Source organism: Pseudoalteromonas sp. Z9A6 (assembly GCF_011378805.1).
In the GTDB taxonomy this organism is placed as follows: domain Bacteria; phylum Pseudomonadota; class Gammaproteobacteria; order Enterobacterales; family Alteromonadaceae; genus Pseudoalteromonas; species Pseudoalteromonas distincta.
The window spans coordinates 12,880-37,772 of sequence record NZ_WTKZ01000040.1; the positions used below are offsets into that span (position 1 = coordinate 12,880).

Annotated in this window: 36 protein-coding genes and 2 pseudogenes; 16 read left to right on the plus strand and 22 right to left on the minus strand. The window is 41.0% G+C overall.

Features of this window, described 5'->3' with window-relative positions; all coding sequences use genetic code 11:
* The 14 genes from GQR53_RS14325 to GQR53_RS14390 all read right to left on the minus strand — a co-directional run bounded on the left by GQR53_RS14325 (nucleotide 1) and on the right by GQR53_RS14390 (nucleotide 10,834).
* A complete protein-coding gene (locus GQR53_RS14325; RefSeq protein ID WP_165744275.1) occupies nucleotides 1-255 on the minus strand; it encodes a hypothetical protein in 255 nt (84 codons plus the stop codon).
* Between the two features lie 55 nt (nucleotides 256-310).
* Nucleotides 311-1,555 (minus strand): phage major capsid protein, encoded by a 1,245-nt coding sequence (locus GQR53_RS14330; protein ID WP_165744276.1) that lies wholly within the window; start codon nucleotides 1,553-1,555, stop codon nucleotides 311-313.
* Between the two features lie 70 nt (nucleotides 1,556-1,625).
* The gene (locus tag GQR53_RS14335) at nucleotides 1,626-2,369 is read right to left on the minus strand and encodes a head maturation protease, ClpP-related (RefSeq protein WP_165744277.1); all 744 of its coding nucleotides are present in this window, start codon (nucleotides 2,367-2,369) and stop codon (nucleotides 1,626-1,628) included.
* A complete protein-coding gene (locus GQR53_RS14340) occupies nucleotides 2,366-3,604 on the minus strand; it encodes a phage portal protein (RefSeq protein WP_165744278.1) in 1,239 nt (412 codons plus the stop codon). Before GQR53_RS14340 ends, GQR53_RS14335 begins: the two co-directional genes overlap by 4 nt.
* Nucleotides 3,604-5,313, minus strand: a complete 1,710-nt coding sequence (locus GQR53_RS14345) for a terminase TerL endonuclease subunit (protein WP_165744279.1) — start codon at nucleotides 5,311-5,313, stop codon at nucleotides 3,604-3,606. The genes GQR53_RS14340 and GQR53_RS14345 overlap by 1 nt, the downstream gene beginning before the upstream one ends.
* Nucleotides 5,314-5,778, minus strand: coding sequence for a P27 family phage terminase small subunit (locus GQR53_RS14350; RefSeq protein ID WP_165744280.1), 465 nt, complete (start codon nucleotides 5,776-5,778; stop codon nucleotides 5,314-5,316).
* Nucleotides 5,779-5,868: 90 nt separating this feature from the next.
* Nucleotides 5,869-6,246 (minus strand): HNH endonuclease, encoded by a 378-nt coding sequence (locus tag GQR53_RS14355; RefSeq protein WP_165744281.1) that lies wholly within the window; start codon nucleotides 6,244-6,246, stop codon nucleotides 5,869-5,871.
* Nucleotides 6,236-6,532, minus strand: a complete 297-nt coding sequence (locus GQR53_RS14360) for an HP1 family phage holin (RefSeq protein WP_165744282.1) — start codon at nucleotides 6,530-6,532, stop codon at nucleotides 6,236-6,238. Before GQR53_RS14360 ends, GQR53_RS14355 begins: the two co-directional genes overlap by 11 nt.
* 158 nt (nucleotides 6,533-6,690) lie before the next feature.
* Nucleotides 6,691-7,119, minus strand: coding sequence for a hypothetical protein (locus GQR53_RS14365; RefSeq protein ID WP_165744283.1), 429 nt, complete (start codon nucleotides 7,117-7,119; stop codon nucleotides 6,691-6,693).
* A complete protein-coding gene (locus GQR53_RS14370) occupies nucleotides 7,112-7,585 on the minus strand; it encodes a lysozyme (protein ID WP_165744284.1) in 474 nt (157 codons plus the stop codon). Before GQR53_RS14370 ends, GQR53_RS14365 begins: the two co-directional genes overlap by 8 nt.
* Nucleotides 7,586-7,766: 181 nt before the next feature.
* A complete protein-coding gene (locus GQR53_RS14375) occupies nucleotides 7,767-8,114 on the minus strand; it encodes an antiterminator Q family protein (RefSeq protein ID WP_165744285.1) in 348 nt (115 codons plus the stop codon).
* On the minus strand, nucleotides 8,111-8,434 hold the full coding sequence (locus GQR53_RS14380; protein WP_165744286.1) for a hypothetical protein: 324 nt from the start codon (nucleotides 8,432-8,434) through the stop codon (nucleotides 8,111-8,113). The genes GQR53_RS14375 and GQR53_RS14380 overlap by 4 nt, the downstream gene beginning before the upstream one ends.
* Nucleotides 8,424-9,791 (minus strand): virulence-associated E family protein, encoded by a 1,368-nt coding sequence (locus GQR53_RS14385; protein WP_165744287.1) that lies wholly within the window; start codon nucleotides 9,789-9,791, stop codon nucleotides 8,424-8,426. The genes GQR53_RS14380 and GQR53_RS14385 overlap by 11 nt, the downstream gene beginning before the upstream one ends.
* Nucleotides 9,791-10,834 carry a PriCT-2 domain-containing protein gene (locus GQR53_RS14390; protein ID WP_165744288.1) on the minus strand — a complete coding sequence of 348 codons (1,044 nt, stop codon included), beginning with the start codon at nucleotides 10,832-10,834 and terminating at the stop codon, nucleotides 9,791-9,793. Before GQR53_RS14390 ends, GQR53_RS14385 begins: the two co-directional genes overlap by 1 nt.
* A 92-nt stretch (nucleotides 10,835-10,926) precedes the next feature.
* On the opposite strand from GQR53_RS14390, the gene GQR53_RS14395 reads away from it, so the two are divergent.
* Nucleotides 10,927-11,361, plus strand: a complete 435-nt coding sequence (locus tag GQR53_RS14395) for a hypothetical protein (RefSeq protein ID WP_165744289.1) — start codon at nucleotides 10,927-10,929, stop codon at nucleotides 11,359-11,361.
* Here GQR53_RS14395 and GQR53_RS14400 read toward each other — a convergent pair.
* From GQR53_RS14400 to GQR53_RS14415, 4 genes are all read right to left on the minus strand, one after another.
* Nucleotides 11,321-11,563: a hypothetical protein gene (locus tag GQR53_RS14400; RefSeq protein ID WP_165744290.1), complete on the minus strand. Its 243-nt coding sequence runs from the start codon at nucleotides 11,561-11,563 to the stop codon at nucleotides 11,321-11,323. The genes GQR53_RS14395 and GQR53_RS14400 overlap by 41 nt on opposite strands.
* Nucleotides 11,564-11,748: 185 nt before the next feature.
* Nucleotides 11,749-12,147, minus strand: coding sequence for a hypothetical protein (locus tag GQR53_RS14405; RefSeq protein WP_165744291.1), 399 nt, complete (start codon nucleotides 12,145-12,147; stop codon nucleotides 11,749-11,751).
* The gene (locus tag GQR53_RS14410) at nucleotides 12,144-12,476 is read right to left on the minus strand and encodes a hypothetical protein (RefSeq protein ID WP_165744292.1); all 333 of its coding nucleotides are present in this window, start codon (nucleotides 12,474-12,476) and stop codon (nucleotides 12,144-12,146) included. Before GQR53_RS14410 ends, GQR53_RS14405 begins: the two co-directional genes overlap by 4 nt.
* Nucleotides 12,477-12,587: 111 nt before the next feature.
* The gene (locus GQR53_RS14415; RefSeq protein ID WP_165744293.1) at nucleotides 12,588-12,812 is read right to left on the minus strand and encodes a YdaS family helix-turn-helix protein; all 225 of its coding nucleotides are present in this window, start codon (nucleotides 12,810-12,812) and stop codon (nucleotides 12,588-12,590) included.
* Nucleotides 12,813-12,945: 133 nt separating this feature from the next.
* Here GQR53_RS14415 and GQR53_RS14420 point away from each other — a divergent pair, with 133 nt between their 5' ends.
* The 14 genes from GQR53_RS14420 to GQR53_RS14485 all read left to right on the plus strand — a co-directional run bounded on the left by GQR53_RS14420 (nucleotide 12,946) and on the right by GQR53_RS14485 (nucleotide 20,612).
* Nucleotides 12,946-13,572, plus strand: a complete 627-nt coding sequence (locus GQR53_RS14420) for an XRE family transcriptional regulator (RefSeq protein WP_165744294.1) — start codon at nucleotides 12,946-12,948, stop codon at nucleotides 13,570-13,572.
* A gap of 36 nt (nucleotides 13,573-13,608) precedes the next feature.
* Nucleotides 13,609-14,319: a hypothetical protein gene (locus GQR53_RS14425; protein ID WP_240917480.1), complete on the plus strand. Its 711-nt coding sequence runs from the start codon at nucleotides 13,609-13,611 to the stop codon at nucleotides 14,317-14,319.
* Nucleotides 14,320-14,484: 165 nt separating this feature from the next.
* The gene (locus GQR53_RS14430; protein ID WP_165744295.1) at nucleotides 14,485-14,889 is read left to right on the plus strand and encodes a hypothetical protein; all 405 of its coding nucleotides are present in this window, start codon (nucleotides 14,485-14,487) and stop codon (nucleotides 14,887-14,889) included.
* An 18-nt stretch (nucleotides 14,890-14,907) separates the two neighbouring features.
* On the plus strand, nucleotides 14,908-15,072 hold the full coding sequence (locus GQR53_RS14435) for a hypothetical protein (RefSeq protein WP_165744296.1): 165 nt from the start codon (nucleotides 14,908-14,910) through the stop codon (nucleotides 15,070-15,072).
* A 136-nt stretch (nucleotides 15,073-15,208) separates the two neighbouring features.
* Nucleotides 15,209-15,472, plus strand: coding sequence for a hypothetical protein (locus tag GQR53_RS14440; RefSeq protein ID WP_165744297.1), 264 nt, complete (start codon nucleotides 15,209-15,211; stop codon nucleotides 15,470-15,472).
* Nucleotides 15,473-15,588: 116 nt separating this feature from the next.
* Nucleotides 15,589-16,290 carry a hypothetical protein gene (locus tag GQR53_RS14445; RefSeq protein ID WP_165744298.1) on the plus strand — a complete coding sequence of 234 codons (702 nt, stop codon included), beginning with the start codon at nucleotides 15,589-15,591 and terminating at the stop codon, nucleotides 16,288-16,290.
* Nucleotides 16,291-16,360: 70 nt separating this feature from the next.
* Complete coding sequence (locus GQR53_RS14450) at nucleotides 16,361-17,119, plus strand: hypothetical protein (protein ID WP_165744299.1); 759 nt, start codon at nucleotides 16,361-16,363, stop codon at nucleotides 17,117-17,119.
* Nucleotides 17,119-17,289: a hypothetical protein gene (locus tag GQR53_RS14455; RefSeq protein ID WP_165744300.1), complete on the plus strand. Its 171-nt coding sequence runs from the start codon at nucleotides 17,119-17,121 to the stop codon at nucleotides 17,287-17,289. The genes GQR53_RS14450 and GQR53_RS14455 overlap by 1 nt, the downstream gene beginning before the upstream one ends.
* A gap of 69 nt (nucleotides 17,290-17,358) precedes the next feature.
* Nucleotides 17,359-17,940 carry a 3'-5' exonuclease gene (locus GQR53_RS14460; protein WP_165744301.1) on the plus strand — a complete coding sequence of 194 codons (582 nt, stop codon included), beginning with the start codon at nucleotides 17,359-17,361 and terminating at the stop codon, nucleotides 17,938-17,940.
* 105 nt (nucleotides 17,941-18,045) lie between these two features.
* Complete coding sequence (locus GQR53_RS14465; protein ID WP_165744302.1) at nucleotides 18,046-18,249, plus strand: hypothetical protein; 204 nt, start codon at nucleotides 18,046-18,048, stop codon at nucleotides 18,247-18,249.
* A 10-nt stretch (nucleotides 18,250-18,259) separates the two neighbouring features.
* A complete protein-coding gene (locus tag GQR53_RS14470; protein WP_165744303.1) occupies nucleotides 18,260-18,547 on the plus strand; it encodes a hypothetical protein in 288 nt (95 codons plus the stop codon).
* Nucleotides 18,534-18,905 carry a hypothetical protein gene (locus tag GQR53_RS14475; protein ID WP_165744304.1) on the plus strand — a complete coding sequence of 124 codons (372 nt, stop codon included), beginning with the start codon at nucleotides 18,534-18,536 and terminating at the stop codon, nucleotides 18,903-18,905. The genes GQR53_RS14470 and GQR53_RS14475 overlap by 14 nt, the downstream gene beginning before the upstream one ends.
* Nucleotides 18,906-19,414: 509 nt before the next feature.
* Nucleotides 19,415-20,218, plus strand: a complete 804-nt coding sequence (locus GQR53_RS14480; RefSeq protein ID WP_165744305.1) for an HNH endonuclease signature motif containing protein — start codon at nucleotides 19,415-19,417, stop codon at nucleotides 20,216-20,218.
* Between the two features lie 55 nt (nucleotides 20,219-20,273).
* Nucleotides 20,274-20,612 carry a hypothetical protein gene (locus tag GQR53_RS14485; RefSeq protein WP_165744306.1) on the plus strand — a complete coding sequence of 113 codons (339 nt, stop codon included), beginning with the start codon at nucleotides 20,274-20,276 and terminating at the stop codon, nucleotides 20,610-20,612.
* Nucleotides 20,613-20,630: 18 nt separating this feature from the next.
* Here GQR53_RS14485 and GQR53_RS14490 read toward each other — a convergent pair whose 3' ends face one another.
* The 3 genes from GQR53_RS14490 to GQR53_RS14500 form a co-directional block, all read right to left on the minus strand.
* Entirely contained in the window at nucleotides 20,631-21,110 is a 480-nt protein-coding gene (locus GQR53_RS14490) for a hypothetical protein (RefSeq protein WP_165744307.1), read from the minus strand.
* The gene (locus GQR53_RS14495) at nucleotides 21,076-21,258 is read right to left on the minus strand and encodes a hypothetical protein (RefSeq protein ID WP_165744308.1); all 183 of its coding nucleotides are present in this window, start codon (nucleotides 21,256-21,258) and stop codon (nucleotides 21,076-21,078) included. The genes GQR53_RS14490 and GQR53_RS14495 overlap by 35 nt, the downstream gene beginning before the upstream one ends.
* Nucleotides 21,259-21,419: 161 nt before the next feature.
* The gene (locus GQR53_RS14500; protein ID WP_165744309.1) at nucleotides 21,420-23,084 is read right to left on the minus strand and encodes a recombinase family protein; all 1,665 of its coding nucleotides are present in this window, start codon (nucleotides 23,082-23,084) and stop codon (nucleotides 21,420-21,422) included.
* Nucleotides 23,085-23,154: 70 nt separating this feature from the next.
* Here GQR53_RS14500 and GQR53_RS14505 point away from each other — a divergent pair.
* Nucleotides 23,155-23,403: pseudogene (locus GQR53_RS14505) on the plus strand (endonuclease III); the annotation flags it as partial.
* Nucleotides 23,404-23,506: 103 nt separating this feature from the next.
* On the opposite strand, the pseudogene GQR53_RS20675 reads toward GQR53_RS14505, so the two are convergent.
* A pseudogene (locus tag GQR53_RS20675) lies at nucleotides 23,507-24,893 on the minus strand (hypothetical protein); the annotation flags it as partial.

The window sequence follows — 24,893 nt, forward strand, 5'->3', positions numbered from 1 at the left end:
TTACTCTTTGCCGTCAGTGTTTTCGTCAGTTTCACTCTCTACGGCTTCATCAGTCGCATTAAGATCAACAACTTCAACTTCTAGCTCTTTGCTGCAGTAATCAACCGCTGCTTTGTCACTTGATAGCTCACCTACTTTAATAAGTGGTTCAAGTAATTCAGCATCACCTTTTACAAGTGCGTTTGGCTCAAAAGATTGATCAGCAATCACACATGCAACCAGTACACGTGCAGTAATTAGCTTTTTAGCTGCCATGATAATTCCTTAGTTAAATAAAAAAGCCCCAATTAAGGGGCTATAGGTGCATCAATTAAGCGGCTGCGTTTTGGTAATACTTAACAGCACCACCCACATCAATACAGCGGCCACCGGTACGCATAAATGCTAAAAAGCCAACTTGGCCTTTGCGGCTGTATGCGCTATCGGTAAAGCGGAAGAACAACATTTGCGATACATCGCGCACAATGTATTTAGAAAAATCACCAAATAAAACCGACTTGGCATTAGCCGCCATAGCTGGAATATGCTGGTTAGTGGCATACGCTTTACCTAAAATAGTATTAGGCTCTGAGGCTTCTATACCTGGTAACCAAAGCGGGCGACCTTGTGTATCTTTAAGCTTTTTAACCACTTTAATTGTTGAGTCGTTCATCATAAACCCACATTGCGCGCTACGGCGGTAAGCTGGGTCTACGCTGTGCTCTAGGTCAATTAAATCATCTAAGGTAATTATTGACGTTTGGCCCGAAACGCCCACTTTACCAGCAGTGGTATCGGTTAAAATACCGTGCGGCATTGATGTGCCTGTGCCATTAATAAACGCATCTTCTGAGGTGCGACCAATACGCATACCAATTTGCTCGTTAATATAACCTTCAAGGTTAAACTGCGTGTCTTGCAGTAATTGAAACGGCACTGCAATTACTTTAGAGCTGATCATGTGTGTATCAATGTTGCGTACACCGAATGTTGTATCTTCATCGCCAGCTTGTGTATTTTCAGCTAGCCATTCACCTTGCTCAGCGGTTGCGTTAGCTGTTGGCCATGGAATAGTAGAACCCGTTGCAGTAGGTACTACGGTTGCAAGCTCTCGCATACCGCCATACGCTTTAAGCGCTTGTGAAATACCCGGTGCAATTTCATCAGCCGTTAAATAACCACCTTCAGAGCCTGTACCTGTGCTCATGGTGTTTTTAGGGCTGTTAATACGGTTTTGTACCGCACTGCGCTGCTCTTCATTTAGTGCCGACATGCCACCGCGTAACCACGATGCATAAGCTGCTTTTTCTTGATGAATTTGGTGCTCAGCTTCATCAGTAGAAATACCGCCTTGGTCTGTGCGGTCTTGAATGGTTTGCTTTGACTTAGCTTGTAGGTCAAACACTTTTTGTTGGCGGTCTAGGTCACCGTCTAGTGCATCAATTTTATTAACTAGGTCGTCGTATTTCTTTTGCTTGTCATCGCTCCAAGCTTCGTCTTTTGGGTGATCAGTTACCAATTGGTTTAGGGTTACAGCTAAACCTTTTCGCTGCTCACGCTTTTGTTGGATAGACATATTTTAATTTCCTCGATTTTAATTACAAAAAAAGCACCCTAAGGTGCTTTAAATAGTGGTGCCAGCGGAGCTAGCCAGTAGTGAGCAGCATGTTAGCAAATCGCTCTAAGCGTTCACGCTGCAAAAATTTATCTTCTGGTGGTTTTGGTTTAGGTGCGTTTTGATATGATGTTAAGTCCCACGCTTTATTAGTAGTTTTATCGCTTGTACCATCTTGCATAATACTGTCTACAAAGCCATGTTCTAGGGCTTCTTGTGCGGTAAACCAGGTTTCGTTTTTCATCCAGGTGCGTACTTGTTCCTCACCTGCTTCAGTACGCTTTTCGTAGTCGTTTACTATGGTGTTATCGACTTTATCAAGCATGTCGGCGGTGTCGCGTATTTCTTGTGCGTTACCCAGTGCGAGCGTCCAGGCATAGTGGATCATGTAAAAGCCTGAGTCGGCAATCTCAATGGTGTCGCCCGCTAATGCAATGCGTGTTGCGGCACTGGCTGCGATGCCATCGATGTGAATATGAATTTTTGCTGGGTGCGCTTTAAAGCTTGAGTAAATGGCGGTGGCTTCAAATACGTCACCGCCTGGGCTATTAATATATACATCGATGTCGGTTACATCGGTAATGCTGAGCAGGTCGCGCTTTATCATCTCGGCCGATACGCCCCACCATGGGTCGATTACATCGTAAATTAAAAATGCGGGGCGACTCTCGCCTGGGTTGGCAAGTGGTGATTGCTGTTTAACTTGATAACCAACTTGGTCACGGTTCTGGCAGTTGTTTTTAACTAACTGCATTAGTTTTCGGCTGTTATTCATGATTCGTTTCCCGGTGGTTGGTTATTTGCTATTGGGTCGTATGGCAAAGCATAGCGCCCGCCTAGTTCGGGTAGATTTTCGAGCTTACGCACTTCGTCTATGCTCATCCAACCGGGGCCTTGTGAGCCACCTATGGATTGGCGGTATGCTTCGTTTCTATCTTTAAGCGTTAAGCGCATTAAATTAGCGGCTATAAACTCGGCAAACATAGGTTTATTTAAAAACAGCTTGCGGTTTATTTCTTGTTCAAAGCGGTTTAAGTGTGGCCCAAGCGTAAAACGCAAGAACGATAAGCCAATTTCACCAATACCTGAGCCCCACGATGTTGATTTTTGCTCTTGGTTTACCATAAAACTAGGTAGGCCAAACGCGCGGGCTATGTCGGTAATTTGAAATTCACGCGATTCAAGCAGCTGTGAGTCTTTTGCTGATACGCTAAGTTGCTTTACGTCTGTGCTGTTATCAAGAACCAGCGGAAACTTTGAGTTTTCAATGCCGCCGTATGCTTTAACCCATGCGTTTCTGAATGATTGTTTTTGTTTTTCGTCCCACTTGCCTTGCTTAACTACGGCTACGCGCTGAGTTGAACCCGATTTAAAAAACTCGCCACTGTGTTGCTCCATGGCAAGCTCAAGCCCAATACTGTTAAACGCACCCCATTGAATAACCGACATTGATTTAAGGCCGTTAAAACCAAAGCCCGGAAAGTGCAATATGTCGTCTTGGTCAAACCCGCGGGCGGTACCATTTAGTGTAAAAAAGTAATTTAGCCGGCCGTTGTTGTTAACTACGTTCATACCTGCGGGGCTAATTGGCAGTATTTCTTCTATATCGCCGTTACGATCGCGTATTAAAACACCGTAACCATCGCCATGAAGTAGCATACTTGAAACCATATACTCCCAAAACGCGGCGGCGCTCCATACTGGAGTGGGCTGTAAGTTAAAAAGATTAGCTAAATTGTGGTTAGGAACGCGTTTTTTATCGCCATTGTCACCGCGCTCATAGATATGTACGGGCATCTGTGCAATTGCACCGGCAATTAGGCGCACACAGGCGAATACAATCGACACTTTCATTGATGTTTTAGGCGTTACCGCCGGGCCTGCCAACGATGGCATTACCCCAAACAAGTCAGATAAGCTATTTATATCCTGTACTGAAATATTATCTTGATCAGCTATGTTATTGACTGCTGGCGAGGTTTTACGACTTAAAAACGGGATTTTAAACATTAGAATTCCAAAAACTCTTGATTAGAACCATCGTCTTCTTCTGGCTGCCATGAGCCAATAAAGGCCAGCAACTTAGCGACGGCGGTATCAATTTTGTTGTCTTTATGCTCTTTTACTGGGCGAATGTATTTACCGTCCATGGTTTCTTTGGCTATTACGTTGCCTAAGCACCAAGTAAGAACAGGATCACCGTTATGGTGTATACGGCCTTGCCTGAGTAAGTTTTCAAACTCACGCATTGCCGGCGAAAAGTTGGTGTAATTTTGTGACACCTTAATAGGCTCTATACCTGTACTGTTTTGTACACGCTGAGCAATAGGTGCCGCGCCTGCTGGGTCGTAAAACAAGCCTGTTACTTGGTAGTTTTCGTTATCTGTTTCGATAGCGCGCTCTACTTCGTCGTAATCTATGCTGGTACCTTCGCACTCTATTAGGTGTCCTTGATCAACCCAGTCACGATATATATCTATTTCGTTTGCTTTTGCCTCTGTTACGTAGGTTTTAGCAAAGAAGTAGTAATGTAATTTGCCGTTTATCTCGCGTGTAAAACAGGTTACATCGGCGGTTAAATCGTCAGACTCAGATAGGTCGACGCCTTTAGTGCACTCTTCACCTGTAAACTGTTCAATGTTTAAGTTGGTATCAGCTGCCGCTTTCCAGTCTTCAAGGTTTAGCCAGGACTCACGTGCACCAACCCATAAATTAAGATGCTTAGTTTTAAAAGCATTTTGCTTACGTGCCGATTGTTTAGCTTTAGATAGCTGATTTAATAAAAACTCAACTTCTACAGACACGCCAAAGTTAGGGTTTGCTTTTTCAAGTGCGGCTTCACTTTGCCAGTCATCGTCAGCATCAATAGTGTAAATCATGGCAAAAACGGTTTCGTCGGTTCTGGTACCTTCAAGTATTTCTTGGCACTCTTTTTGGTATTGGCCACATGGACCAAACCAGTTTGAGCCGGCAGTAGATATTATCCATTCAAGTGGTTGCTCGCGTGCACCCATGCCGGTGATCATAGTATCTCGCTGATCATCATCGTCATGCTCGTGGTACTCGTCACATAAATAACAACTAGGTGAACCACCATCCCCCGGGTTACCAATTAAGCGTTCGAATTTACCGCCATCGTTTGTTTTTTCTATTTGCTGAGCAAACAATTCAATATTAAAACGGCGCCTAAATATTGGCTGCTTAGTTGCCATTTTTTTAGCTGGGTTAAAAACTTCGTTAGCTTGTTTTTGTGTAGTTGCACCACAGTAAACTTCGGCACCCGGTTCGTTGTCGTTGGCCAACATGTATAAACCAATTGGGGCAACCCAAGTCGACTTGCCGTTTTTTCGAGGTACCAACGTAAATGCGGTACGAAAACGGCGACGATGAGTTTCTATATGTTTCCAGCCATATACTTGTGCTGTAATCCATTTTTGCCAACCGCTAAAGCTTAGTAACCCTTCTTGCCCTTTAGCCCTTGCCCATTTACCTTTTACATGGCTAAAGGTTTCAATAAATGTAATAACTTTTAAAACGGCTTCAGTGTCAAAGTAATAAGGAAAGTCTTTACTACCTGCTCGTTGTAAGTCTCTGCTTTCACGCTCTATTGCTAATCGTTCATACTTATTAGCAAGGCGCTTACCACTTAAAACATCACTCGCGTATTGTTCTATATCAGCTAGGTGATCACGCTCAAACGTAGGATAGTTGTTACGCATTTAATATAAGTCATCGAACAGCCCAGGTTGCAGGTTATTAAACCGCTGATCAGTCGCTGGACTCCCTCCTAGTTGATTAATTAAACTATTAAATTTACGCCAGTCATCATTATATTGACTGACCTCCGGGCGTGTTTTGTGCTGTATACCGTTACGACCTTCGGTTGTATATTTCCAACCTTGGTCTTCTAAATAGGCAACAGACGCTTCCATGCGCGCTACTACAACACAGTACTCTTTAAAGAAACGTATATAGTGAGGCTTGAACCTGTTAATTTTTACATATTCAGGTATATCGTTATTCCATACCACTTGCTCAGCTTTTGACATTCCACGCGGACGCGATTTGATCGCAAGTTTTTTAGCGTCCTTATCACTTATTTCCGCGCTTTGTTCAGTAGTCTTAGGGAATTGAACAACTTTGTTAGCTGTATCCGCTACTACTGCTGGGTATCTACCGGCCATATAACTAAATAATCTCTAAAGTGGGTTTTTTCATTTCAATTCTGCCCCGCATAAAAATCTAACTGAGGGGGCGGTGAACGAGGCGAGGCGCTAGACTTTGCCTACCCCCGGGTCAACACTATAGCGAGACTCAAGTGCTGTTTTGTTTTTATCACACGTTTGGCAGATGGTTTGAAGGTTATCTAACTTATCATCACCACCTTGGCTAATAGGAACCATATGGTCACATATGCCATGGTAAGCACCATGTAGCTCAACAGATATTAAGATGCCCTTGCTCTTACATATCTGGCATAAAAAATTATCACGATGAAATATAAATTCTCGTGTTCTTTGCCACACACGCCCTCCTCGGCCTGACTGTTTAGTAGGTCCACGTTTACGTTCAAATGGCTTACGATGCGGGCAAGGCTCATCTTTATGTACCTTGCGGCACTTAGTACACCAACACCCAGGCTTAGTAGCCATTGTTGTTATCTCCACAAATCAAATGCGCTTGGTCGCTCTGCTGTAATGCTTGCATTCTTGCTCGATGAAACTCTTTATCATCCTCATACTTCTTAGCTTCGCGTTCATTACGCTTATGTTGAAACCAACAGTTCGCTAAAAAAGTAAGAGCAGCAAACACAATCCCTAGTAATATTGCCCATTCATTCAAGCTAAACACCCCTCCAGCTGCTGCTCCAAAACTTGCTGCATAGCTCGTGATGCTGGTTGCTTTTTGCGTTGCAATATCACTAGTCTCTATTCGCATTGTTCCAATTTCTCGCCCTCATCAGCTGCTCATTACACGCATCAATAACCGACTCAAGGTAAGTCGTATACTGCGCATGTGACGTATTATCACCAACAACCTGAGTACTTACATTACATGGTTTTATAAACTCGTTAGGAATTAGCACAAACCTAAATTTAGTTTGCACTATCGTCTTTACTACAGGTTCTAACTGTTGCGTACTTGAACATGCCGACAACAGCGTTAGGCACACAGCCATTAGCCCAATGTTTAGTTGTTTCATCAGTTGATTGCCTTAATGCATCGAGCTGCACGTTAGAATTATTAAGTTTTATTTTAATTGCAATAAGCTGCTGCTGGTGTTGCGCTCTAAGCGTGCTAAGTAAGTCACGTTCTTTAATTAACTGCTTATTCTGCTCATCAGCAACAACCAAACTATCTGTTAAATACGTTGCATGGTTCTTATAGCTTTGCACCGATACTTTAAGCTGCTTATTATTTTCAATGGCCGTATTCAAATCAGACTTAACGCCCATATACATCAATGCAGTAATACTCAGCATCGCAGTAAAGGCAACCAGCACTATCTTATTTAAGCTAAACATCACTAAGTTCACTCAAACACAGTTGGCGCTCAAGTTCTCGACGTTTAATTAAACCAGCAAGCTTACGGCCATCAGCATAAACCCAACGAGACAACTCATTACATGCTAGAGCCCGCTCACTGTTATTTAAATATTTAAGTAGAGTACTGCTACGAAAGTTCCCAGCACCCACGTTATAGTGAAACGACAAATAAGCCGCATGCTCACCAATAGAAAGCGGCTGCTTAACCGCTCTTAACAACTGCTCATTATGATCACCTAAGTCCATAGCAAATAGGTTTAAACATTCATGTTCTGTGTAGGCCTTACCAAGCTCAGCAGTTTGGGTATGTCCAAAGCAAGCCGTAACTACACCAACAGGATCAACATAACCTGTGCGTACTTCACCCTCAAAATCAGCAACCATAACCCCAGCCAGAGCAAGAACACCCGTAACGCCAGCAGCTAATAGTTTATTAATTTTCATTTAAAGGCCCCAAAATAAAAAACCCGCCAGGCAAAAAGCCAAGGCGGGTTTACAACACAAGTAGGTATAACTTAAAAAGCAGACACAAAAAAGCCCAAGGTTTTAACCTCGGGCTTTATGATGCAGCTCTGCTAAGCTTACATGAAATAGTATAGTTCTTGCGCGCGCAATTGCAAACTATTTATGCAGCAGTTTTAATTAAAATCCCTTTCGCCATTAAATGCCCTTCAAGCCAAGATGCACCACTTAACAGCAACTGTCTCGCCTTAGTTTCACCAATATCTAAATTCTTAGCAATTTGCCTAGTACTTAGTTTAGAGCGATAGCTCATCATAACCACCGTTTTAGTTTTTGGAGCATACAGCCCAAGCATTGCCACAGCCTGGTCTACCATTAACCCTGTATCATCATCAATTACTGCAATAGTATTATCGTTTGATGCAGAGCTAAGCGTTAAACCCAACCCAGCTTGAGACCACACACCCCACTCATTAAGCAAATCATCAATAGTCGTAACTAACTGCATCATCGTTCCCCGTTAAAGCCAAATAACAAATTAAAAACGCCTTGGTCACCCTTGTTTCTACCGTGACCACCTACCGTGACCGCTGAACCCCTTGCTATTACTACATTGGTCATACTGGTCATACTGGTCATAGTGTTTTTATATACACAAGAACAACTATATAAATAGAAAGTAGAAAACACGCGTACCCGCTCGCACCCGCGCGCGTATGTGTGCGTAAAAACACCGTGACCACCATGACCACCGTGACCAACCCAATAACTACGCAGCTTGTAGCGGTCACCTACACTGGTCATGGTCATAGTAAAAAGCCTATTTAGCATTCCAAAACCCCTCAGGTGGCACATAAAACGCAGGGCGCTTACCATCAACACGTTTCTTCTTCTTAGTAAATCCAAGCCTATGCATAATCTGCCCAACTCGCTTTTGTTCAGGCGGACGCATAGCATGCGGGTCCATACCAAGCACCTCAGTCATAATATCCGACAGTGCATAGTCACCACGCATGTTTTTAAGCAGCCAATCATAAACAAGCCCTTCCCAAACATCAGAATCAAATCTATCTTCCTGCTGCTCTTCAAATAAATGCTTATACTCATCAGTAGGCCACCAAGGCATACCTTCATTAAATAAATATAAAGCCTCAGCCCAAAGCTGATCTCTATCAGTGGCAATTTTATCCTGGCATATATTAGTACACATCACAGGCCAATAACGCCTATTACCCGTAGAGTCTTTTAAATACCTATCTTGGTTAGTCGTACCCACAAATACACATTGCCTCGGAAACTCCTGCACCATACGACCATAACTAGGGCGATACCTATCAACTTGTGACCCAAAAAACTGTTTAGCCTTTGTATTTTCAGCCTTATTAAACGAATCAAGCTCAGCAAGCTCAATACCCCACATACCCTGCATTTGCTGAAACGTATCTTTTTCACCAAGAGCCATAGGCGTATCAGTAAACCAATCACCAAATAAGTTATGGCACATAGTAGATTTACCCAACCCCTGCGACCCTTCCAAAATCAACACCGAATCAACCTTAACCGGTGGCCGCATAACCCGCGCCACAGCCGAAACCAAAAAGAACGTCCCAACCATAGCCGTATAGTCAGTATTTTCAGCACCTAAATAAGTATGTAACCACATAGCAACCCTAGGCGTACCATCCCACTTAACAGCATTTAAATACTCTTGCACTGGGTGAAAAGCATGTTCTTCAGAGTGAACAACAATAGCCCCAATAACATCACTAGCCCTAGGCGTAAAACCATAGGTTTCAGAAAGGTAAATACGTAAACGCTCAGTATCAGTATCGGTCCACTCACCCACCTTACCCATTTTAAAAGGCGGCTTTTTACGCTTAATAATACGGTAACTAAAATCGCAATAACCTAAAACCCCCTCAAAAGCAGCGTCATTTTCAAGCACCAATTTAGTATTACTAATACTTGCTTGAGGCATACCCGAATTAGTTCTTTGGAAACCAGCTTGCCACTGCTCATCCCCCAGTGAACGCTGTCGCGCGTCAGCGTTTTGCGGCGGCGGGTTATTTCCCTTATTACCATCATTAGCGCTAGGCTTATCAACTACACTAAGCAACTGCGTTTTAACCGCATCAAGCCCAGCACTAACGTGTAAATCATTCCAATCGTTTAAACTAAGCCCCGCCATTATGCCGCCTTATCAACAACAGCAGTAAAGTCTGGTATTGCCACCAAACCACCCACCGCAGCTGCAGCCGCATTAGCCATACTTACACCCGGGTTCCCCTTGGTATTAGCATCATCATCAGCACAAAATATAAAGGTTTTATCAATAAGCTTTTGTTTAAGCTCAGTAGCAACAGCCATTAAATTACCTGCATCAAGCGCCACTGCACATGGCCAAGCGGTCGCCATATGAATACTCGCACCAGTAGCATATCCCTCACAAACAGCCAATATATTGCAACTACTCGCCTTACCAATAAAGTGAAACAGCCCAGCCTTACGGCCATGCTTTAAAAACAGCTTAGTGCCCTGCTCATTAATAACCTGAATATTCCAAAGCGCCTTTTCAATATCAATTAATGGCATCACCAAATCACCACGTTTAAAATGCAAAAAGCTAAAATCGCGGTTTTCTTTATCAGGCAAATCAGCAAAAAATTGTTTAATCTCTTTGCCACCTGTTACAGTCTCAGCCGTAAAATTAGGTCTAAAAATAACTATCACAGCACTTTTAAAGCTACTTAAACCAAAACTGGCCACCTTCTTGGTAGCCAAATATTTATTAGAGTTAACAGGTTTAGTATATTGTTCAATCAGTAATTTACTAAAATTAGCAATCACCACTTGCCAACGCTGGCGCGCGGCTTCGTCTTTTGCCTCTTGCGCTTCGCGCTCTTTAGCACGTTGTGCAAATTCTTTTTTAAGCCTGGCTTGCTCTTCTGGTGATATAGGTTCACGCCTAACAGTAAGGCCATTATCAATAGCCATTTTAAAAACAGTTTTAATCGTAGTACCGCCGCCAGCCTTAATGCTACGCCATGTACTCTTAACATCACTTGGTTTATAACGCTCACTGCCCGCGCTCCAACTATCAAACGCATCAAAGCCCGCATCACCAAACTCATTTTTAATACCCATTGCCACCTTAACCCACTCATCACGAGCACAATTAGGGTCAAGGTACTGCAATGCATCACTTAAATCCTGCAAACTTGTTTGCTGCATTGTTATTATTCCTGTGTTGTTGTACTAAAGCGCTCCCTTAAATTAGTATGTTGTGTAACCACACCCAACAAACCAAAATAAGGAAGCAAAAAATGTCACCTACAATTGATAATCAAAATAAATTCGTTCTAATTAGCTCGCTAATCCTCAACCACACAGCTAGAAACTTTCCTTGCAAAGTTAGTTTAACTAACGAAGAACTGTATAAGGCTGCCGATGAATTCCATTTAAATGACTTCTTAAGCGATATGGAAAACATGATTGAGCCAACCATCACATGGTTAAATGATGAAAAATACATACGCAAATCTCCAGGAGAAGACAAATACTCAATTACCGAGAAAGGTTTAGCTTCATTAGAATACAAGCTAAAACCAGCCCCCATGCTATTTAAGTTTTTCACCAAGAAGGAAGATGACCAGTACTTGTTTTTCAAAGAAACAGGCTGGGATGATGAGAAAAAATTAAAATGCACAGGCCCAGCTCTCACTCTTTTACCTGAAAACTGGTATCAGTTTGGCGAATAACAGCAAGCTGGCTTTCTAGCTTTACCTTCTCTTCGCTGAAACGCTTCAAGCTGTCTGTCATTGAATTGATATTCTCTTGAAGCTTTTCAGCCCTTTGAATAAACATACCAAAGTCTTCCTGAGTTAAGCCAAATTGCTTTATCTCACCATCAACTTGAAACGTAGCAACACCAATACATAAATCTTCATTTTGCTCAGTCATGTTTTTCATCCTATTACTGTGTTGTATTAAAGCGCTTCCTTAAATTAGTATGTTCAGTAACCAAACCAACAAACCAAAATAAGGAAGCAAAATCATGTATAAATATCGCCTTTACTACCTTTGCCAAGAGGGAGATATGAATTCAAAAACATACACATCAACTACCCCTATAAACGTTGGCGATGTTATTCAGCCCGATGACGGCTTTTATCATCAAGTGACACAAATTCATCAACAAAAGACAGGCGCTCGTCTTGATCTATCCAAATCTGCTCAATCTGCTGAGGAGGCAGAGCTTCTACGAGAGCAACTAGAGCACCCCCTAAAGTTCTAGCAGCCTCTCTTGAAACGTCTAACTCACTAAATTTCGTTAGCGGCCACATCAATCGGGCTTGTGTATCCACACCAGCCTGATGAATCCCCATACCACTAATCCAAGCAGCAGCCCTTACCTTTTGTTGCATAGTGGGTTTTGGCACAAAAACGCTAAGTTCGTGTAGCTTGCCAGGATTAGGGTTTAGCAAATTAGCCAAAGCAACAGAGTCGATATTGCGTAACTTTTCTAATAACTCAGCTTCACTCATTTTGAGCCTCTATGCTTTTCATACACCGCGGCAAGGTTACCCAACTGTGGTGGCAATAAGTCTTCATATCGTTTATCAAACACAGCTTTCGCAATACGTAATAAACCCTCACTTGGATAAAGACACACCACACTACTCATATCGTCTTTATTAAAATGAGTTACCACCACAACCAAATCATCTTTTTGGCGCAGCTCTTCAATATTAGTGCGCACCAAATTAGTCACATGCACCTCTAGCTTTTCAAGCGCAGAACGCAAACGATCAAAAAGTGGCATCACTGCCGAACTATCAACAGTAAAACTAAGCGTCAAATCTTTAACTGCCATAAATCACCTGTATAAAAAAACATATACCACACGATCTGCATGCCCTTGTTGTTATTGGTCTAAAATCAACCGCACAACAACACAGGAACAAATCCCATGAAAACCATAAAACTAAGCAGCCTGCTTACTTTCCTCAGACGGATAAATGTCCGGTCTCAGTTCATACCTAGAAACACCAGTGGCCTTCTCAATCAGAATCACTTTGTCAGGCGCAACTTTGCCAGTTCTTAGCCAATAAGAAATATTTTGTTGAGAACTACCAATTGCCTTTGATAGTTTAGTTTGAGCACCAGCAATTTTGATTGCTTTTTCTAAAGCTGGGTAATTAGTGTTCATGCTTTATCTCTATAAAGAAGTAATAACAGCAAGAATACAAACTCTTCTGTTATTTTACAACACATATTTTTGTGAATACTTAGTACAAACTTTTTTGTACCATTGTTCATATTAGTAATTTGTCAGGTATCACATGAAAAACTTAGGCGATCGTCTAAAACATGCACTATTAACTAGAAAAATGGCTCAAGCAAAGCTAGCCAGTGAAATTGGTGTTAGTCAGCAGTCAATTCAGTATCTTTGCTCTGGAAAAGCTCGTAAATCTGGACACACTACGTCAATTGCTAGGGTGCTTAATATATCTGCGGATTGGCTGGAAAAAGGTATTGGTCAAATGGAGCCTGACACAGAAAATGTATTACCAAATTATAAAGTACTTTCGAGTGTTCCCTTGATTAGCTGGGTACAAGCTGGCCATTGGACTGATATTCACTTAGGTGATGTAGAAGAGTTCTACCCATGCCCAGAAAAGCACAGCAAACTTACTTATGCACTCGAAGTTCATGGCGAATCTATGTCACCCGATTTTGTAAATGGTGAAATTATATTTGTTGACCCAGAAGTAGAGGCGCGTAATGGCTCATGTGTAGTTGTTCGCCAAAATGGCAATACAGAGGCTACATTTAAGCAGCTTATTATTGATGGCTCTCAGAAATACTTAAAAGCATTAAACCCAAACTGGCCTAACCCCATAATAGAAATGCTTCCCGACGCAGTAACATGTGGCGTGGTAATTGGTAGTTACCGTAAGCGCCTTTAAATACATATCATTAATAACCAAAAGGAAATAAGGTTTATGAAATACTTAAAAGTAATAGCGCTCACTTTACTGCTCTCTGGTTGCACTAATAGCATGACCACTCTCCCGCCAGAATCCGGTAAAGTAACTACAATAGATTACAAAAGTTATGAATTAAATGAAACATCATCCAGCTATGTTGGAGACCCTATTCTGACTAGAAAAGCTTATAAAGCATATGTAGAAAAAAAAAGAGTCACACCATCAAATAATTTCCAGTTAACCGGAGGCCTAGCGACAGTTGCTGTTGCCTTACATGCAAATATTGGAGATCAATTTCAAATTGTCGGAATCAATGAGAATGGGAATAGAATGATAGCGGTGCCTGGCAGTCACTTATCCTTTGGAATTGATAAAAGTGGATTGTGGGATCATACAATGGCAAGCGCTAGTTATTGGAGTTCTCCCGTAGGTGGTGGCTCTCCATACACAATGAGCCCTGATTCAACTAAGTTTACTGTTATTGAAAGTGTCACACCACTTACTGAGAGTGGATATATAAACCACGAACTAATTTTTACAGGTAAAGGCTCTAACGGGCTGCATTTTATCTACCGTGAGTACACTTTTGAAAACATGGCAAAACAAGCATTTAAGCAAGAACTTATATACCCTGCAGATTCAAAAGAAATACGTTTTAAAAATTATAAAATAATTATTGAATCAAGCTCATCTACAGAATTAGTCTACAAAATAGCATCTCACTAACTACTATATTTTAATTCAGTACATAACTAAAACCGCTTCGGCGGTTTTTTTTGTGCTTAATAATCCCCCTCGCATAAAAACAAATACATTTGTTTAATTGGCTTGACTAAAAACAAAAGCTTGAGTATCTTAATTAACAAATAAACTTGTTAACTTAGATGCATTATGAACACTACACGCACAGAAACCGGATACCAGCTTGACGACATGCACGTTAATGCCAAGCCGTATTCTCGTTTACCAACCCAACAAGCACGCACCTTGCTATTAGTAGCGAAAGGCCTACCACAAAAAAGTATAGCCAACGTGCTGGGTGTAAAGCTGTGTACTGTTCGCCAAGCCTGTAACGAACTTAGCTTTAAATTCAACACCAATTCTATGCGTCAAACGGTGCATCAAGCAATAAAGCAAGGTGTGTTGCGTTACACAGTATGCCTAATGTTATGCCTACTAAACGCGGCAAATAGCGACGTTGAGCGCAGTTTTAGAACTATTAGGGTAGCCCGAACAGTTCGTAATACCCGCGCTCGCCGCATGCGTGAACTACAAAACGACTTACTAGCAGCCTAACGGCACAGGAGAATAGCAATGACCAAAGTATTTTTATTCCCAACAGCAAAAAATAACGCCGCAACTGGCTTGTTACTTAGCAAACTAAAACAAGCCCAAAAGGTAAGCCCATTTCATTTAGTGGTTCCTAAGCTAAAAGCGGCTAATAGCCCTTACCCAGAGCCACCGCCAAGCGCTGCTTAAATTCAACCTGTAAGTAATAGTTACAAGTTGAAAATAGTTTCACAACCCGCTGGCGCGCACTTGCCCAACTAGCCCAGCCGAGTGGTTGCCGTAAGCAACTAACCAACAACACAACAAGGATTAAAAGGAAGCGACCATGCTAAACATATTTACATCATTACTAATTAACCAACTAAAACAACGTATCGCTTTTATAAACCAGCGGTTAATTAATGAAGAAATTCGTATTTACGAATCAGGTACCAAGTACTGCGTAATAATTTTTGTAAATAAGCAAACACAGGCCGTATTAGGCACTTTAGCCCTAAATGCCACTTCACGACGTGACCTATGTGTGACCAAAGCATTTTTAAGCCTAATAGAAAACACCCGCGCCCCAAAAACAATAATGGCCGCATGAAAACATTAAAAAAACACCTAACGACAATGCTCTGGGTAATCGCCTACATAGCACTGTTAATTATTGAACAAAACCTAGATCAATGGGTTTAGTAAACACAACACAGGAATAAACCAATGCAAGAACTACATGCAGTTGTTGATAAAAAAGTAGCACAAATGATTGAAAGTGGCGAAATTGAAAAATCAATTGAGCTAGGTATTGAAAAATCAATAAACGAGTCAATCCGCCGCCAGTTTGAGTCATACGGCAACATCACCGAACAATTAAACAAGTTGCTTGATGAAAAACTAAAAATTGACCCATCACAAATAGATATACCCACTTACAACGACGTAATGCTAAAAGCCGTTGAACAAAAAGTTGCAGAGTTTTTTGAAAGTAAAGCAGCCGCAAAGTTAATGGAAGGCATGAACAAGCTATTCGCCCCACTGCCTGAATCAATGGATATTCACGAATTTATAAACAAAATAGTCGCGCACTGGAAAGCAGAAGACCACTACGACATAGATAACACCGATGAATACGCCACTGTTGAATTTGAAGCGAACGAATATTCGCATGGCGGTTACAGCTTAAAAATTTGGAAACAACGCGAAGGTGGCTACATTTCAAAACGCGAAAATCGCCCAGAAGTAAACTTATATATCGGTAAAAAAGGCGATATAAGACTACGCCACTTATGGAACCCAACCATTTTACACGACGAAGACAGCTTAATAATAAAAGCTTACGCCTCGTCAATGACCTTAACAGGCCTAGCCGACTTTGATGAAGACAATTGCGAACTTCGCCTACATCCAAACGAAGACTATTAACCAGTAATTTTTGACAGCTCACTCAATGAGTGGGCTGAATTGAAGTTATTACAACACCAGGATAATAAACATGAGCAATAACCCCTTAACCGTAGTTAATGCAATAGAAAACTTAGTTGCAGCATACAACCTAGAAGTGGCCGAGTTTGACCAAATGGTTACCGAAGTCGACCAGCTGCAAGCGCAAAACGACAAACTAAATACTTCAGTAAAAGACTACGAGCAAGGAACGGCTGTATTACTTAAAAACCTTGAAAACGCCCAAATAAAGCTGGCGCAAGCAAATCGAGAACGCGACCAGGCATTAACCAAAAATCAAGATGCAACCATTACCCTTGCAGCCTTTAAAGAAATAGCCGGCACACCTAAAAAATTGCGCGACAAAATTAAAAGCTATAAAGAGCGCCTTGAAAGCCAACGCCTAGCCGCAGAGCAGCAAAAGCGTTACCACCAAGACGAATGTAAAAAAACTAAGCAGCTAAAAGCACAAATAGCCGAACTTGAAAACCGCCTAGATGTAGCCGCCATAAACCAAATTTACAGAAGTGGGAACGACATAGTGCAAACCTATCCCTACCACTTAGGTGGCATGGTTGAAGGGCACGACGAGCAACAAACGCCCCTACTCTACTTAAATCAGAGCGGTCGTGGCGGTTTAATACTGCTTAATAAAGACGACGAAGCTGAACTAGTCGACGCACCTAAAGGTGGCCTACGCCCTAAAAAGTCCACCCTAGAGCACTGTGGTAAATGGCTACGCCGCGCCAAAGCAAACGGCTGGCAAACCGACGTAAAAGATTTAAAAGCCCTGGCAAACAGTAGCGATTAATGAACAGCTTTGAGCGCGCCACACTCGAAACCTTGGTCAGCTTTAAAGCAAAAAAGCCAGAAGAGATCAGCCGCTTACTAACTAACAAAAAGCTTCAACAAGAAGCCTGCCAGCTAGTAAAGAAATGGAACGAAGAACGTAAACAACTGGGGCTAACGCCTTGGATATAAAGATGCAGTGGTTAGTTCCATTTTGGAACTAACCACTGCAAAACACGCATTAACACTAAAGGAAACACCATGAACACCGAATTAAACGACGTAATGCTAGATATTGAAACCACTAGTAAAGCGCCAGACGCCGCCATCATATCTATTGGCGCCGTATTCTTTAACCCGATTACAGGCAACATTGGAGCAGAATTTTACCAAGTCATTGACCTAGAAGATGCCATGCAATATGGCCAAGTTGACGCGTCAACTCTTCAATGGTGGATGAGGCAAAGCGATGAAGCCCGCGCTATTTTTAATGACAAAGACACCATGCCATTAAAAGACGCCCTGCTAGAGCTTAACGATTGGCTATACCAAATTGAAGGCTATAAAAACCGTATTGTTTGGGGTAATGGCGCCACATTCGACAACGTGATTTTATCAAACGCCTACACCGTAACCAAAATGACCAAAGCCTGGCATTTTAGTAACGACCGTGACGTTCGCACTGTTGTTGATATTGGCCGGCGCTTACTAGGAATAGACCCTAAAAAATCAAATAAATTTACCGGCGAACCCCATAACGCACTCGACGATGCAAAACACCAGGCTAAATATGTAAGCAATATATTTAAACAACTAAAGCTAGTGACTTATGCACAAGTTTAAACGCCACAGCGTAGCCCAACAACGGGCCCGTATTCGCCAGTTCTATCAACTAAAACAACAAAAAGCGCTGGTTAATCCACAGCCAAAGCAAATAAAGGAGGCCGTATGAGCCTAATTAAATCAGGTACCAACAGCCTAACAATTACAACAGGCCACACCCTCGCCATTATTAACGAACAAGGCCAAATAGTAGAGCAAGGCAAAGCCGTAGAGCAGCAAGTATTTGACGCAATGACCGACCAAGTGATCAACGTATTTTGCAGCCGCTTTAAACCACTCAACCCCGCAGACTTTAAAAAAGTAGCGTAGGAGGCAGCCAATGAACACACAAGAAGCAGCTGAAAGAATGCTCGAAACAGGCCTATTTTATACTGAGCTATTAATAGCGCGTGAGTTTGGGGAGTCGACAAAAAATGGTATTTGTTGCTTAAAAAGTATCAGAAATAATAAACGCTACACCATTATTGAAGAGCAACATCCAGTTAAAAAAGTGAAAGTAATCGCCATAGATGGCCGGCGAGTAACCATTAAGCAACTACAAAACACCGCGCTACTATTCAAGCGCCCAAATTTATTGGTTCAGGAGAGTAACCATGGCAACAGGTAACGTAAGCGCCGGCGATGTATTTAACAACTGGACAGTACTATCGGACAATAAACGCGATGAAAAAGGCGAACAATATTTTATGTGTATTTGTGTTTGCGGCATACAACGTTCAGTGCGTAAAGGTAATTTAGGTAAAACAACCGGCTGCGGTTGTGTACGTAAAAGCTACCAAGCCAGCAATATACCACGTAAACCAAAAAGCAAAGCGCCACTCGCAGTAAAAAAAGCTGCTACAAATAAAAAAAATAGCGCCCCTGCATACGCAGAGCGAACTAAATCACCTCGCGAAAAACTAGAAGACCGACTAGAGCAACACCGCCTAGAACGTGAAATATCTGAAATGTGTGGAATAGCGTAATGAATAACAACAGCCACGTAATTAAATGGTGTCGCTTTAACTGCTGGATAGCAATACAGCTAAATAAGCCGCTGGCTCAACTTCACTGGGCAACGCAAGAACGTATAGAAAGGTGCATTTAGTGAACACCATACCAAAGGCCTGCATTAGTTGTCAGGCCTATAAAAACATTGGTAAAGCGACGATCCGCACTGCCCACACACAGACTGGCACGGCCAAGCGAAAAATAAAACCCGTTATGGCCACTGCCAAACCCACGGCACCCAAGTATTCATAACAGAGCTGTGCAACCAATATCAGCAAGAACCATTCATAGAAGTGGTTGATGCTGATAACAGAGCACCTGAACCGGAACACCGTTATAACCTTCGCGAAATTCGGCAAGTAAATTGAATGATTATAAGCTGTAGACTTAACAGTTTGTTTTAATTAATTGTTGTAATTTAGTTTGAATGAATGTGTTGGAGCTGTTAACTTCAGTTACACAAGAATTAAGTAAGGATACTTTCATGTCTGATAGTAGATATATACCTGCAGATATTAAAAGAAGAGTCAGAAAAGAGTGTGGATTTGGGTGCGCTATATGTGGAATGCCTTTTTTTGATTATGATCACATTGAAGAATATTCAACTGTCAAAGAGCATACTGCTGAAAATTTGATCTTATTGTGCCCTAATCACCATAGAGCTAAGCCCTTTAAACTATCGAAAGATAGAATCATCGAAGCTAGGGCCAAGCCTTATAACTTAAATAAAAACTTAACCTCCCCTTTTAAATTAGAGCCCTCTCGCAAATTAAAAACTTTATTCGGTAGTAATATGGTTGAAGGCTTTTACCCAGATGGAAACAATGAGCACTATGCTCTTTGGATTAATGGTGAAAGTTTCTTTACTATTCATTCGGAGAACAGTTGGTTATGCGTATCTTTTAAACTAACTGATATAAAAGGAAATATATTATTACTTGTAGAAAATGGTGAGGTAAAAGTCTCAACGCAATCATGGGATTATGAGTGGGTCGGTTCAAATATAAAAATAAGAGCAGGGAAAGGTTTAATTTTATTAGATTTAAATTTATCAGATAATCAAGTAGAAATTTTAAGGGGTTGTTTTCTAGACTCTGGTTATGATGGGTTTATTATCAATGATGGTGCTCTGCTTACAATTATAGAAGGTCAACAGAGAGGGGTTTCTATTGGAAGTCGGGCTATAGCCAATGGTTTTGGTGGGTGGGGGTTGCTAAATAACTCTAAACATCCTGATATTATTAAACCTAATGGTTTCGGCTTTTTTCGTGGGCATGGTGTGCGATAATTTTATCATTCCTAACTGTCATGAATTACGAGAGTTACTTGCGAGTTAAAATAATATGACCTTTCAGCTATTTATTAAAAACAGCGTATTGTTATATGTTAGTGAGGAACTCTTGTATGCCTGCAATGTGCTAACCTCTAAGTTTCACTTACAAGTGATTTGCGCATTTGACGCCCAGCAACAACAGGCCATCACCAAGGCACCCGCACCACTGGACTTGCTCACCATAGAAGATGGCGAAACCACACATGCACTGGCCATAGAAAACATGGTTACATCGTTCGACAAACTGCCCAACGTAATCCGCGAAAGTTTTAAAATACAGCCCTACCAGCTGCTAGAAATAGCCAAAGGCGCCAACGAAAAACTAAGCCGAATGATACACAAATACTAACCCCCATAAAAAAACCCGCTAATCAGCGGGTTTTTCTTCATTTAACTTAGCATCGGCTTGTTGTACGAAAGTATCAATCTGCATCCTTATTCGCTTCATTGTATTTGGATCATACTTATCCGTTTTATCACCAAAAATCTCATTATGGTCAAGCATTAGCTTCATATCTACAATTTCACCGGTTTCAGTTTTGTGAAACTTAACGACTACTAGAGGATCATTCTCTTCATCGTTGGGTAATAATCTTGCGTGATATATACCAATGTACCAAGGTGAAGCACCTTCTTTGAGGGATGAATCTTTAATTCTACCGTATTGTCGATGACTTTTTGACTCATAAACTTCAACATAGCCTTGCGTTTGCCAAAGTTCTTGCAGCGCTACAATCTCATCAAGCCAATCAGAGTAATCATAGCCAAACTCGGCTGATAATACTGCAAATAGCTCATTGACTGTAGCGTCTTCAATTTCTTTTTTTTCTGGGTTTTGCTGCGACATTGGTTATATTTGCTTTCCCTAGCGCGCTAATTAAAGCCGCTTTCTTCTCAGTCTGCGTGCCACGCAAATAGATTCTATTGGTAGAATCAGTTGCAGCTACTATTTGAGAAAATTCTTGCATGTGGGTTTGTTGATTACTGTTAATCATGTAAACCTCCTAAGTATAAGTTTAGGTGTGAATACTAAAACGATCATAAGCAATGTTAGACCTGTTTAGTGAACCCAGCAACTTTAAAAAGTACCCATGGGTACTTTTGTGATCTTAGGATATCGCGTTTGTTATGTCTAGCTTTATTTTTAAGCACTCACTTAAACATCTAACCCCGTCATTACTTCCCCATTTAACTTATTCACCCTTAATAACCGCTTTTTATCGTTATGAAATTCAAGCATTAGATCAAAGTAGTCTGTTGTTGCATCACCCAACAACTGGTTAAACACGGCTAACAAACCACCCTGCTCCATAGTTTGAGTAACATCTATTTGTAGGGTAATGCTTTTAAAGGTATCTTTAACCAATTGGCGTATGGCCAAACGCTCATCGCCAGAAAGTTGTACAAGGTTTTTGGTAAGCGATAGCCAGCGGTCGGTTACTTCATCGCGAAAAGAGTGTTCTATTTTAGCGAGTTTATTTTTACTGGTATCGATTTTGGTTTGCACATCACGTGCTTGTGTTTCAAGCATTGATATTTTATTAGCTATAGCCTGAGGCGGTGTACCTTCAAGTATTAATAAAGTTTCGGTGAGTGAGTTTATATCGTCATTGATTTTTTTAAGCTGCGCAACAAGTACAGACTCTTCAGTATTAATTTGTTCACGGTCACTACCTTTTAATAAAATACGTTGAAGATTTACTTTGTCCTGGCAAAAAGTAACAACCGCATTTTCGACCATTTCAATTTGCACCGTAGAACTCATTTCACAGTTATTATTGCGACGGGCTTCAACACAGCCATAGCGCTTATGACTACTTTTTACTTCATCTATACACTTTTTACGGTAAATAACATGCGAACCAACCGATTTACCACAGCAACCACACTTAAACACACCCACGCCCGATAAAATACCCACAAACTTTTGTGAGTGTTTAGTCGCACCACGCTTAGATGAATCAGCAACTAAAAAGTTAAATTCTGCCTTACTCATTAATGCTGGGTAATAGTCTTCCAGAACGTAATCAACATCCCCTACTTTTATATTGAGCTCACCAATTAAGCTACGGCGCTTTACCTCTTTATATACATTAGCCCCTGTATGGTGAACAGTTCCCGCTCCAAATCCATTATTAATTAACTCAGCTATTTTTATGCCACCATAGCCTTTTTTAAACAACTCAAGCTTCCGCAACATAATAGCTTTGTTGTGCGGTTCAAAATCAAACCGTTTTTTGTCATCATTCCACACCACCCAACTTGGCGATTTGCCACACTTGACCCTATAACCACGTTTACCAGCTAGCCAATCCTCACACTGTTTAGTTAACGCAGAGCGAACTCGCAAAGATTTAGTTTCACTTTCTTCATTGGCCCGTATCAACACCAAGATAATATAAACCAAATCCATCGGATTTTTTTTAATGGTTTCTTTATTGTACTCTTTGCGGTCAGCCGCCGTGATCACCGTAATATCAGCATTAATAATTTGCGCAATAATGCCCTGGCTTTCTAGTGGTGCCGCACGAGAAATACGGTCCAAGCTTTCAAGTACCAAAATAGAGCCCGCAGGTACTTTACCCTGCTCAACCGCAGCTAGAAATATACCCAAAGCACCACGCGTTATATTTGTTTTATGGAACGCACTCAACCCCATATCACGCATAGAAAGGGACTCATCAAGCTCTAGGCCTTTTTCCCTAGCAACCTCTTTAGCAAAGCTAAGCTGTCGATTTAACGACTGCCCCTTAGCCTGCTCGATTGTCGAAAAGCGAATATAGCTGTAGAGTAACGGTTTTAAAGAGGTATAATGCTTCATAGTATTGACTCACTGCTGTTGTTATATACAGTGTAAATCAATAACATATAAGCATCTACTATTATTATGCTTTGGCTGGCCTGTAATAGCCGTAGATACACACATATTTCGTGTATCTAACCGTACCAAGCTTGCCATGGGTAAAGACGTAGTTGCTGTTGAACAAAAGCTTGAAAAAGTAGTACCAAAAGAATTTAAAGTAGACGTTCACCATTGGCTAATACTACACGGGCGCTACACCTGCGTAGCACGTAAGCCAAAGTGCGGCAGCTGTATTATTGAAGACTTGTGTGAGTTTAAAGACAAGACTGAAATTTAAGTCACATTAATTAGTATCTAATTTGAGCTTACTTTACTGCTTAATTAAAACTTATCAGGGAGAGTTATAAAACTCCCCCACTTAAAAAATACTATTGAAAAATTTAACTTGGAAGCGCTTTTAACTCAGTGTTGCCCTGATTGAATGGATTCAAGCTTGTACCATAAGTTTGTTTTATCCACTTAGCCTGTTTTTCAACTAATGACGAAATATCAAGGTTTCCAGGTAGTGGGTAATCTTCTGGTTTATAACGTCCTAAATTGGGTTGTTTTAATAATAAAAATCTGTGTTGCCAATATCGATAATGATGCCTTTTAGTTAACCCTAACCCTTGTTCATAAATAGTTTCGAAATCTATGCAATCAGCTTTTTGTAAAAATTGAGCATAAAAATAAAGTGCTTGCACATAATAAAACTTAATATGGCTTAAGTCTGGTAATGCTGATTGGTAATACCGAATTATATTCTCATTCAGCTCATTATGTTCTAGCTCAGATGACTGCTCATTCTCGCATGAAAAAGCATACATCAACTTTTTTAAACCTCGAGTATAAGGGTTAACGCTAACCAATTTATCTATAGCTTCGAAGCTCACATAGGTTGCACGAGATTTAAGGTAAGTTAACTGCACCCTTTCCATATGCTGATTTTCATATAGATCATCAATGGAGTGATTTAGTTGATTTAGATTGATTGCCCCATATAGATAACCTTGTGCCTCGTAGTAACTCGACTCAGTATTAACTAGGCCCATTAAGGGTTCAACATTCATTGCAACTTGCACATTCGATGAACCAAAAGTGACATACCGATATGAATTCAACTTTATGTTATGGGCAACCCTATCAAGTGCATAACCTTCCATCTCATATAGATTCATTGCAATATTGTAAACAATCCTTTCGAGTACTCGACCTCTCTCATACTTTCCTGAAAGAGCCGATAACGACTCAATTGTAATTAAAGATTTTAATTGCTGATGAGCAGCGTCAAACTCTCCGTTATAATAGCGCGCTAGAAGTTTTATGAGTTTCCATACCTGTCTTACCTGAAGTTCATTACTTTTTGTTACAAGTCCTTCAATATTAATTGCTTCGTATGCCGCTAAAAATTCAGGACCTAGATTTAACTTAATAATTGAAAAAACACCAATGTGTTCAACCATCTCAAAGTAATCTTCTAATTCATCTTCACTTCTGATTACATTGCCCTTAGTGCCATAAGTGAGCGCGGCTATCAGATTATTAAACAAAGATGAGAAAATTAGATTCGACTTTTTATTAGTGTTCAGAAGATTGTAAATAAACTCCATAACTTGCTGATTATAAGTAAACGCTTGTTTAAATAATTCAAGCTTATCTTTTTCTAACGTATGTTGTTCAAACTGAAAGCGAGCAAAGCGTTGAATAACCGACTGTAATGAATAAAACCCACCGTAAGCTTCCCCCTGTGTCAGGATCTGACTCTTATACACAAATAAATTAGGCTTC

Coding starts and splice junctions, on each gene's coding strand:
- GQR53_RS14325 (WP_165744275.1), bottom strand. CDS start 255: ATGGCAGCTAAAAAGCTAATTACTGCACGTGTACTGGTTGCATGTGTG.
- GQR53_RS14330 (WP_165744276.1), bottom strand. CDS start 1,555: ATGTCTATCCAACAAAAGCGTGAGCAGCGAAAAGGTTTAGCTGTAACC.
- GQR53_RS14335 (WP_165744277.1), bottom strand. CDS start 2,369: ATGAATAACAGCCGAAAACTAATGCAGTTAGTTAAAAACAACTGCCAG.
- GQR53_RS14340 (WP_165744278.1), bottom strand. CDS start 3,604: ATGTTTAAAATCCCGTTTTTAAGTCGTAAAACCTCGCCAGCAGTCAAT.
- GQR53_RS14345 (WP_165744279.1), bottom strand. CDS start 5,313: ATGCGTAACAACTATCCTACGTTTGAGCGTGATCACCTAGCTGATATA.
- GQR53_RS14350 (WP_165744280.1), bottom strand. CDS start 5,778: ATGGCCGGTAGATACCCAGCAGTAGTAGCGGATACAGCTAACAAAGTT.
- GQR53_RS14355 (WP_165744281.1), bottom strand. CDS start 6,246: ATGGCTACTAAGCCTGGGTGTTGGTGTACTAAGTGCCGCAAGGTACAT.
- GQR53_RS14360 (WP_165744282.1), bottom strand. CDS start 6,532: ATGCGAATAGAGACTAGTGATATTGCAACGCAAAAAGCAACCAGCATC.
- GQR53_RS14365 (WP_165744283.1), bottom strand. CDS start 7,119: ATGTTTAGCTTAAATAAGATAGTGCTGGTTGCCTTTACTGCGATGCTG.
- GQR53_RS14370 (WP_165744284.1), bottom strand. CDS start 7,585: ATGAAAATTAATAAACTATTAGCTGCTGGCGTTACGGGTGTTCTTGCT.
- GQR53_RS14375 (WP_165744285.1), bottom strand. CDS start 8,114: ATGATGCAGTTAGTTACGACTATTGATGATTTGCTTAATGAGTGGGGT.
- GQR53_RS14380 (WP_165744286.1), bottom strand. CDS start 8,434: ATGCTAAATAGGCTTTTTACTATGACCATGACCAGTGTAGGTGACCGC.
- GQR53_RS14385 (WP_165744287.1), bottom strand. CDS start 9,791: ATGGCGGGGCTTAGTTTAAACGATTGGAATGATTTACACGTTAGTGCT.
- GQR53_RS14390 (WP_165744288.1), bottom strand. CDS start 10,834: ATGCAGCAAACAAGTTTGCAGGATTTAAGTGATGCATTGCAGTACCTT.
- GQR53_RS14395 (WP_165744289.1), top strand. CDS start 10,927: ATGTCACCTACAATTGATAATCAAAATAAATTCGTTCTAATTAGCTCG.
- GQR53_RS14400 (WP_165744290.1), bottom strand. CDS start 11,563: ATGACTGAGCAAAATGAAGATTTATGTATTGGTGTTGCTACGTTTCAA.
- GQR53_RS14405 (WP_165744291.1), bottom strand. CDS start 12,147: ATGAGTGAAGCTGAGTTATTAGAAAAGTTACGCAATATCGACTCTGTT.
- GQR53_RS14410 (WP_165744292.1), bottom strand. CDS start 12,476: ATGGCAGTTAAAGATTTGACGCTTAGTTTTACTGTTGATAGTTCGGCA.
- GQR53_RS14415 (WP_165744293.1), bottom strand. CDS start 12,812: ATGAACACTAATTACCCAGCTTTAGAAAAAGCAATCAAAATTGCTGGT.
- GQR53_RS14420 (WP_165744294.1), top strand. CDS start 12,946: ATGAAAAACTTAGGCGATCGTCTAAAACATGCACTATTAACTAGAAAA.
- GQR53_RS14425 (WP_240917480.1), top strand. CDS start 13,609: ATGAAATACTTAAAAGTAATAGCGCTCACTTTACTGCTCTCTGGTTGC.
- GQR53_RS14430 (WP_165744295.1), top strand. CDS start 14,485: ATGAACACTACACGCACAGAAACCGGATACCAGCTTGACGACATGCAC.
- GQR53_RS14435 (WP_165744296.1), top strand. CDS start 14,908: ATGACCAAAGTATTTTTATTCCCAACAGCAAAAAATAACGCCGCAACT.
- GQR53_RS14440 (WP_165744297.1), top strand. CDS start 15,209: ATGCTAAACATATTTACATCATTACTAATTAACCAACTAAAACAACGT.
- GQR53_RS14445 (WP_165744298.1), top strand. CDS start 15,589: ATGCAAGAACTACATGCAGTTGTTGATAAAAAAGTAGCACAAATGATT.
- GQR53_RS14450 (WP_165744299.1), top strand. CDS start 16,361: ATGAGCAATAACCCCTTAACCGTAGTTAATGCAATAGAAAACTTAGTT.
- GQR53_RS14455 (WP_165744300.1), top strand. CDS start 17,119: ATGAACAGCTTTGAGCGCGCCACACTCGAAACCTTGGTCAGCTTTAAA.
- GQR53_RS14460 (WP_165744301.1), top strand. CDS start 17,359: ATGAACACCGAATTAAACGACGTAATGCTAGATATTGAAACCACTAGT.
- GQR53_RS14465 (WP_165744302.1), top strand. CDS start 18,046: ATGAGCCTAATTAAATCAGGTACCAACAGCCTAACAATTACAACAGGC.
- GQR53_RS14470 (WP_165744303.1), top strand. CDS start 18,260: ATGAACACACAAGAAGCAGCTGAAAGAATGCTCGAAACAGGCCTATTT.
- GQR53_RS14475 (WP_165744304.1), top strand. CDS start 18,534: ATGGCAACAGGTAACGTAAGCGCCGGCGATGTATTTAACAACTGGACA.
- GQR53_RS14480 (WP_165744305.1), top strand. CDS start 19,415: ATGTCTGATAGTAGATATATACCTGCAGATATTAAAAGAAGAGTCAGA.
- GQR53_RS14485 (WP_165744306.1), top strand. CDS start 20,274: ATGACCTTTCAGCTATTTATTAAAAACAGCGTATTGTTATATGTTAGT.
- GQR53_RS14490 (WP_165744307.1), bottom strand. CDS start 21,110: ATGTCGCAGCAAAACCCAGAAAAAAAAGAAATTGAAGACGCTACAGTC.
- GQR53_RS14495 (WP_165744308.1), bottom strand. CDS start 21,258: ATGATTAACAGTAATCAACAAACCCACATGCAAGAATTTTCTCAAATA.
- GQR53_RS14500 (WP_165744309.1), bottom strand. CDS start 23,084: ATGAAGCATTATACCTCTTTAAAACCGTTACTCTACAGCTATATTCGC.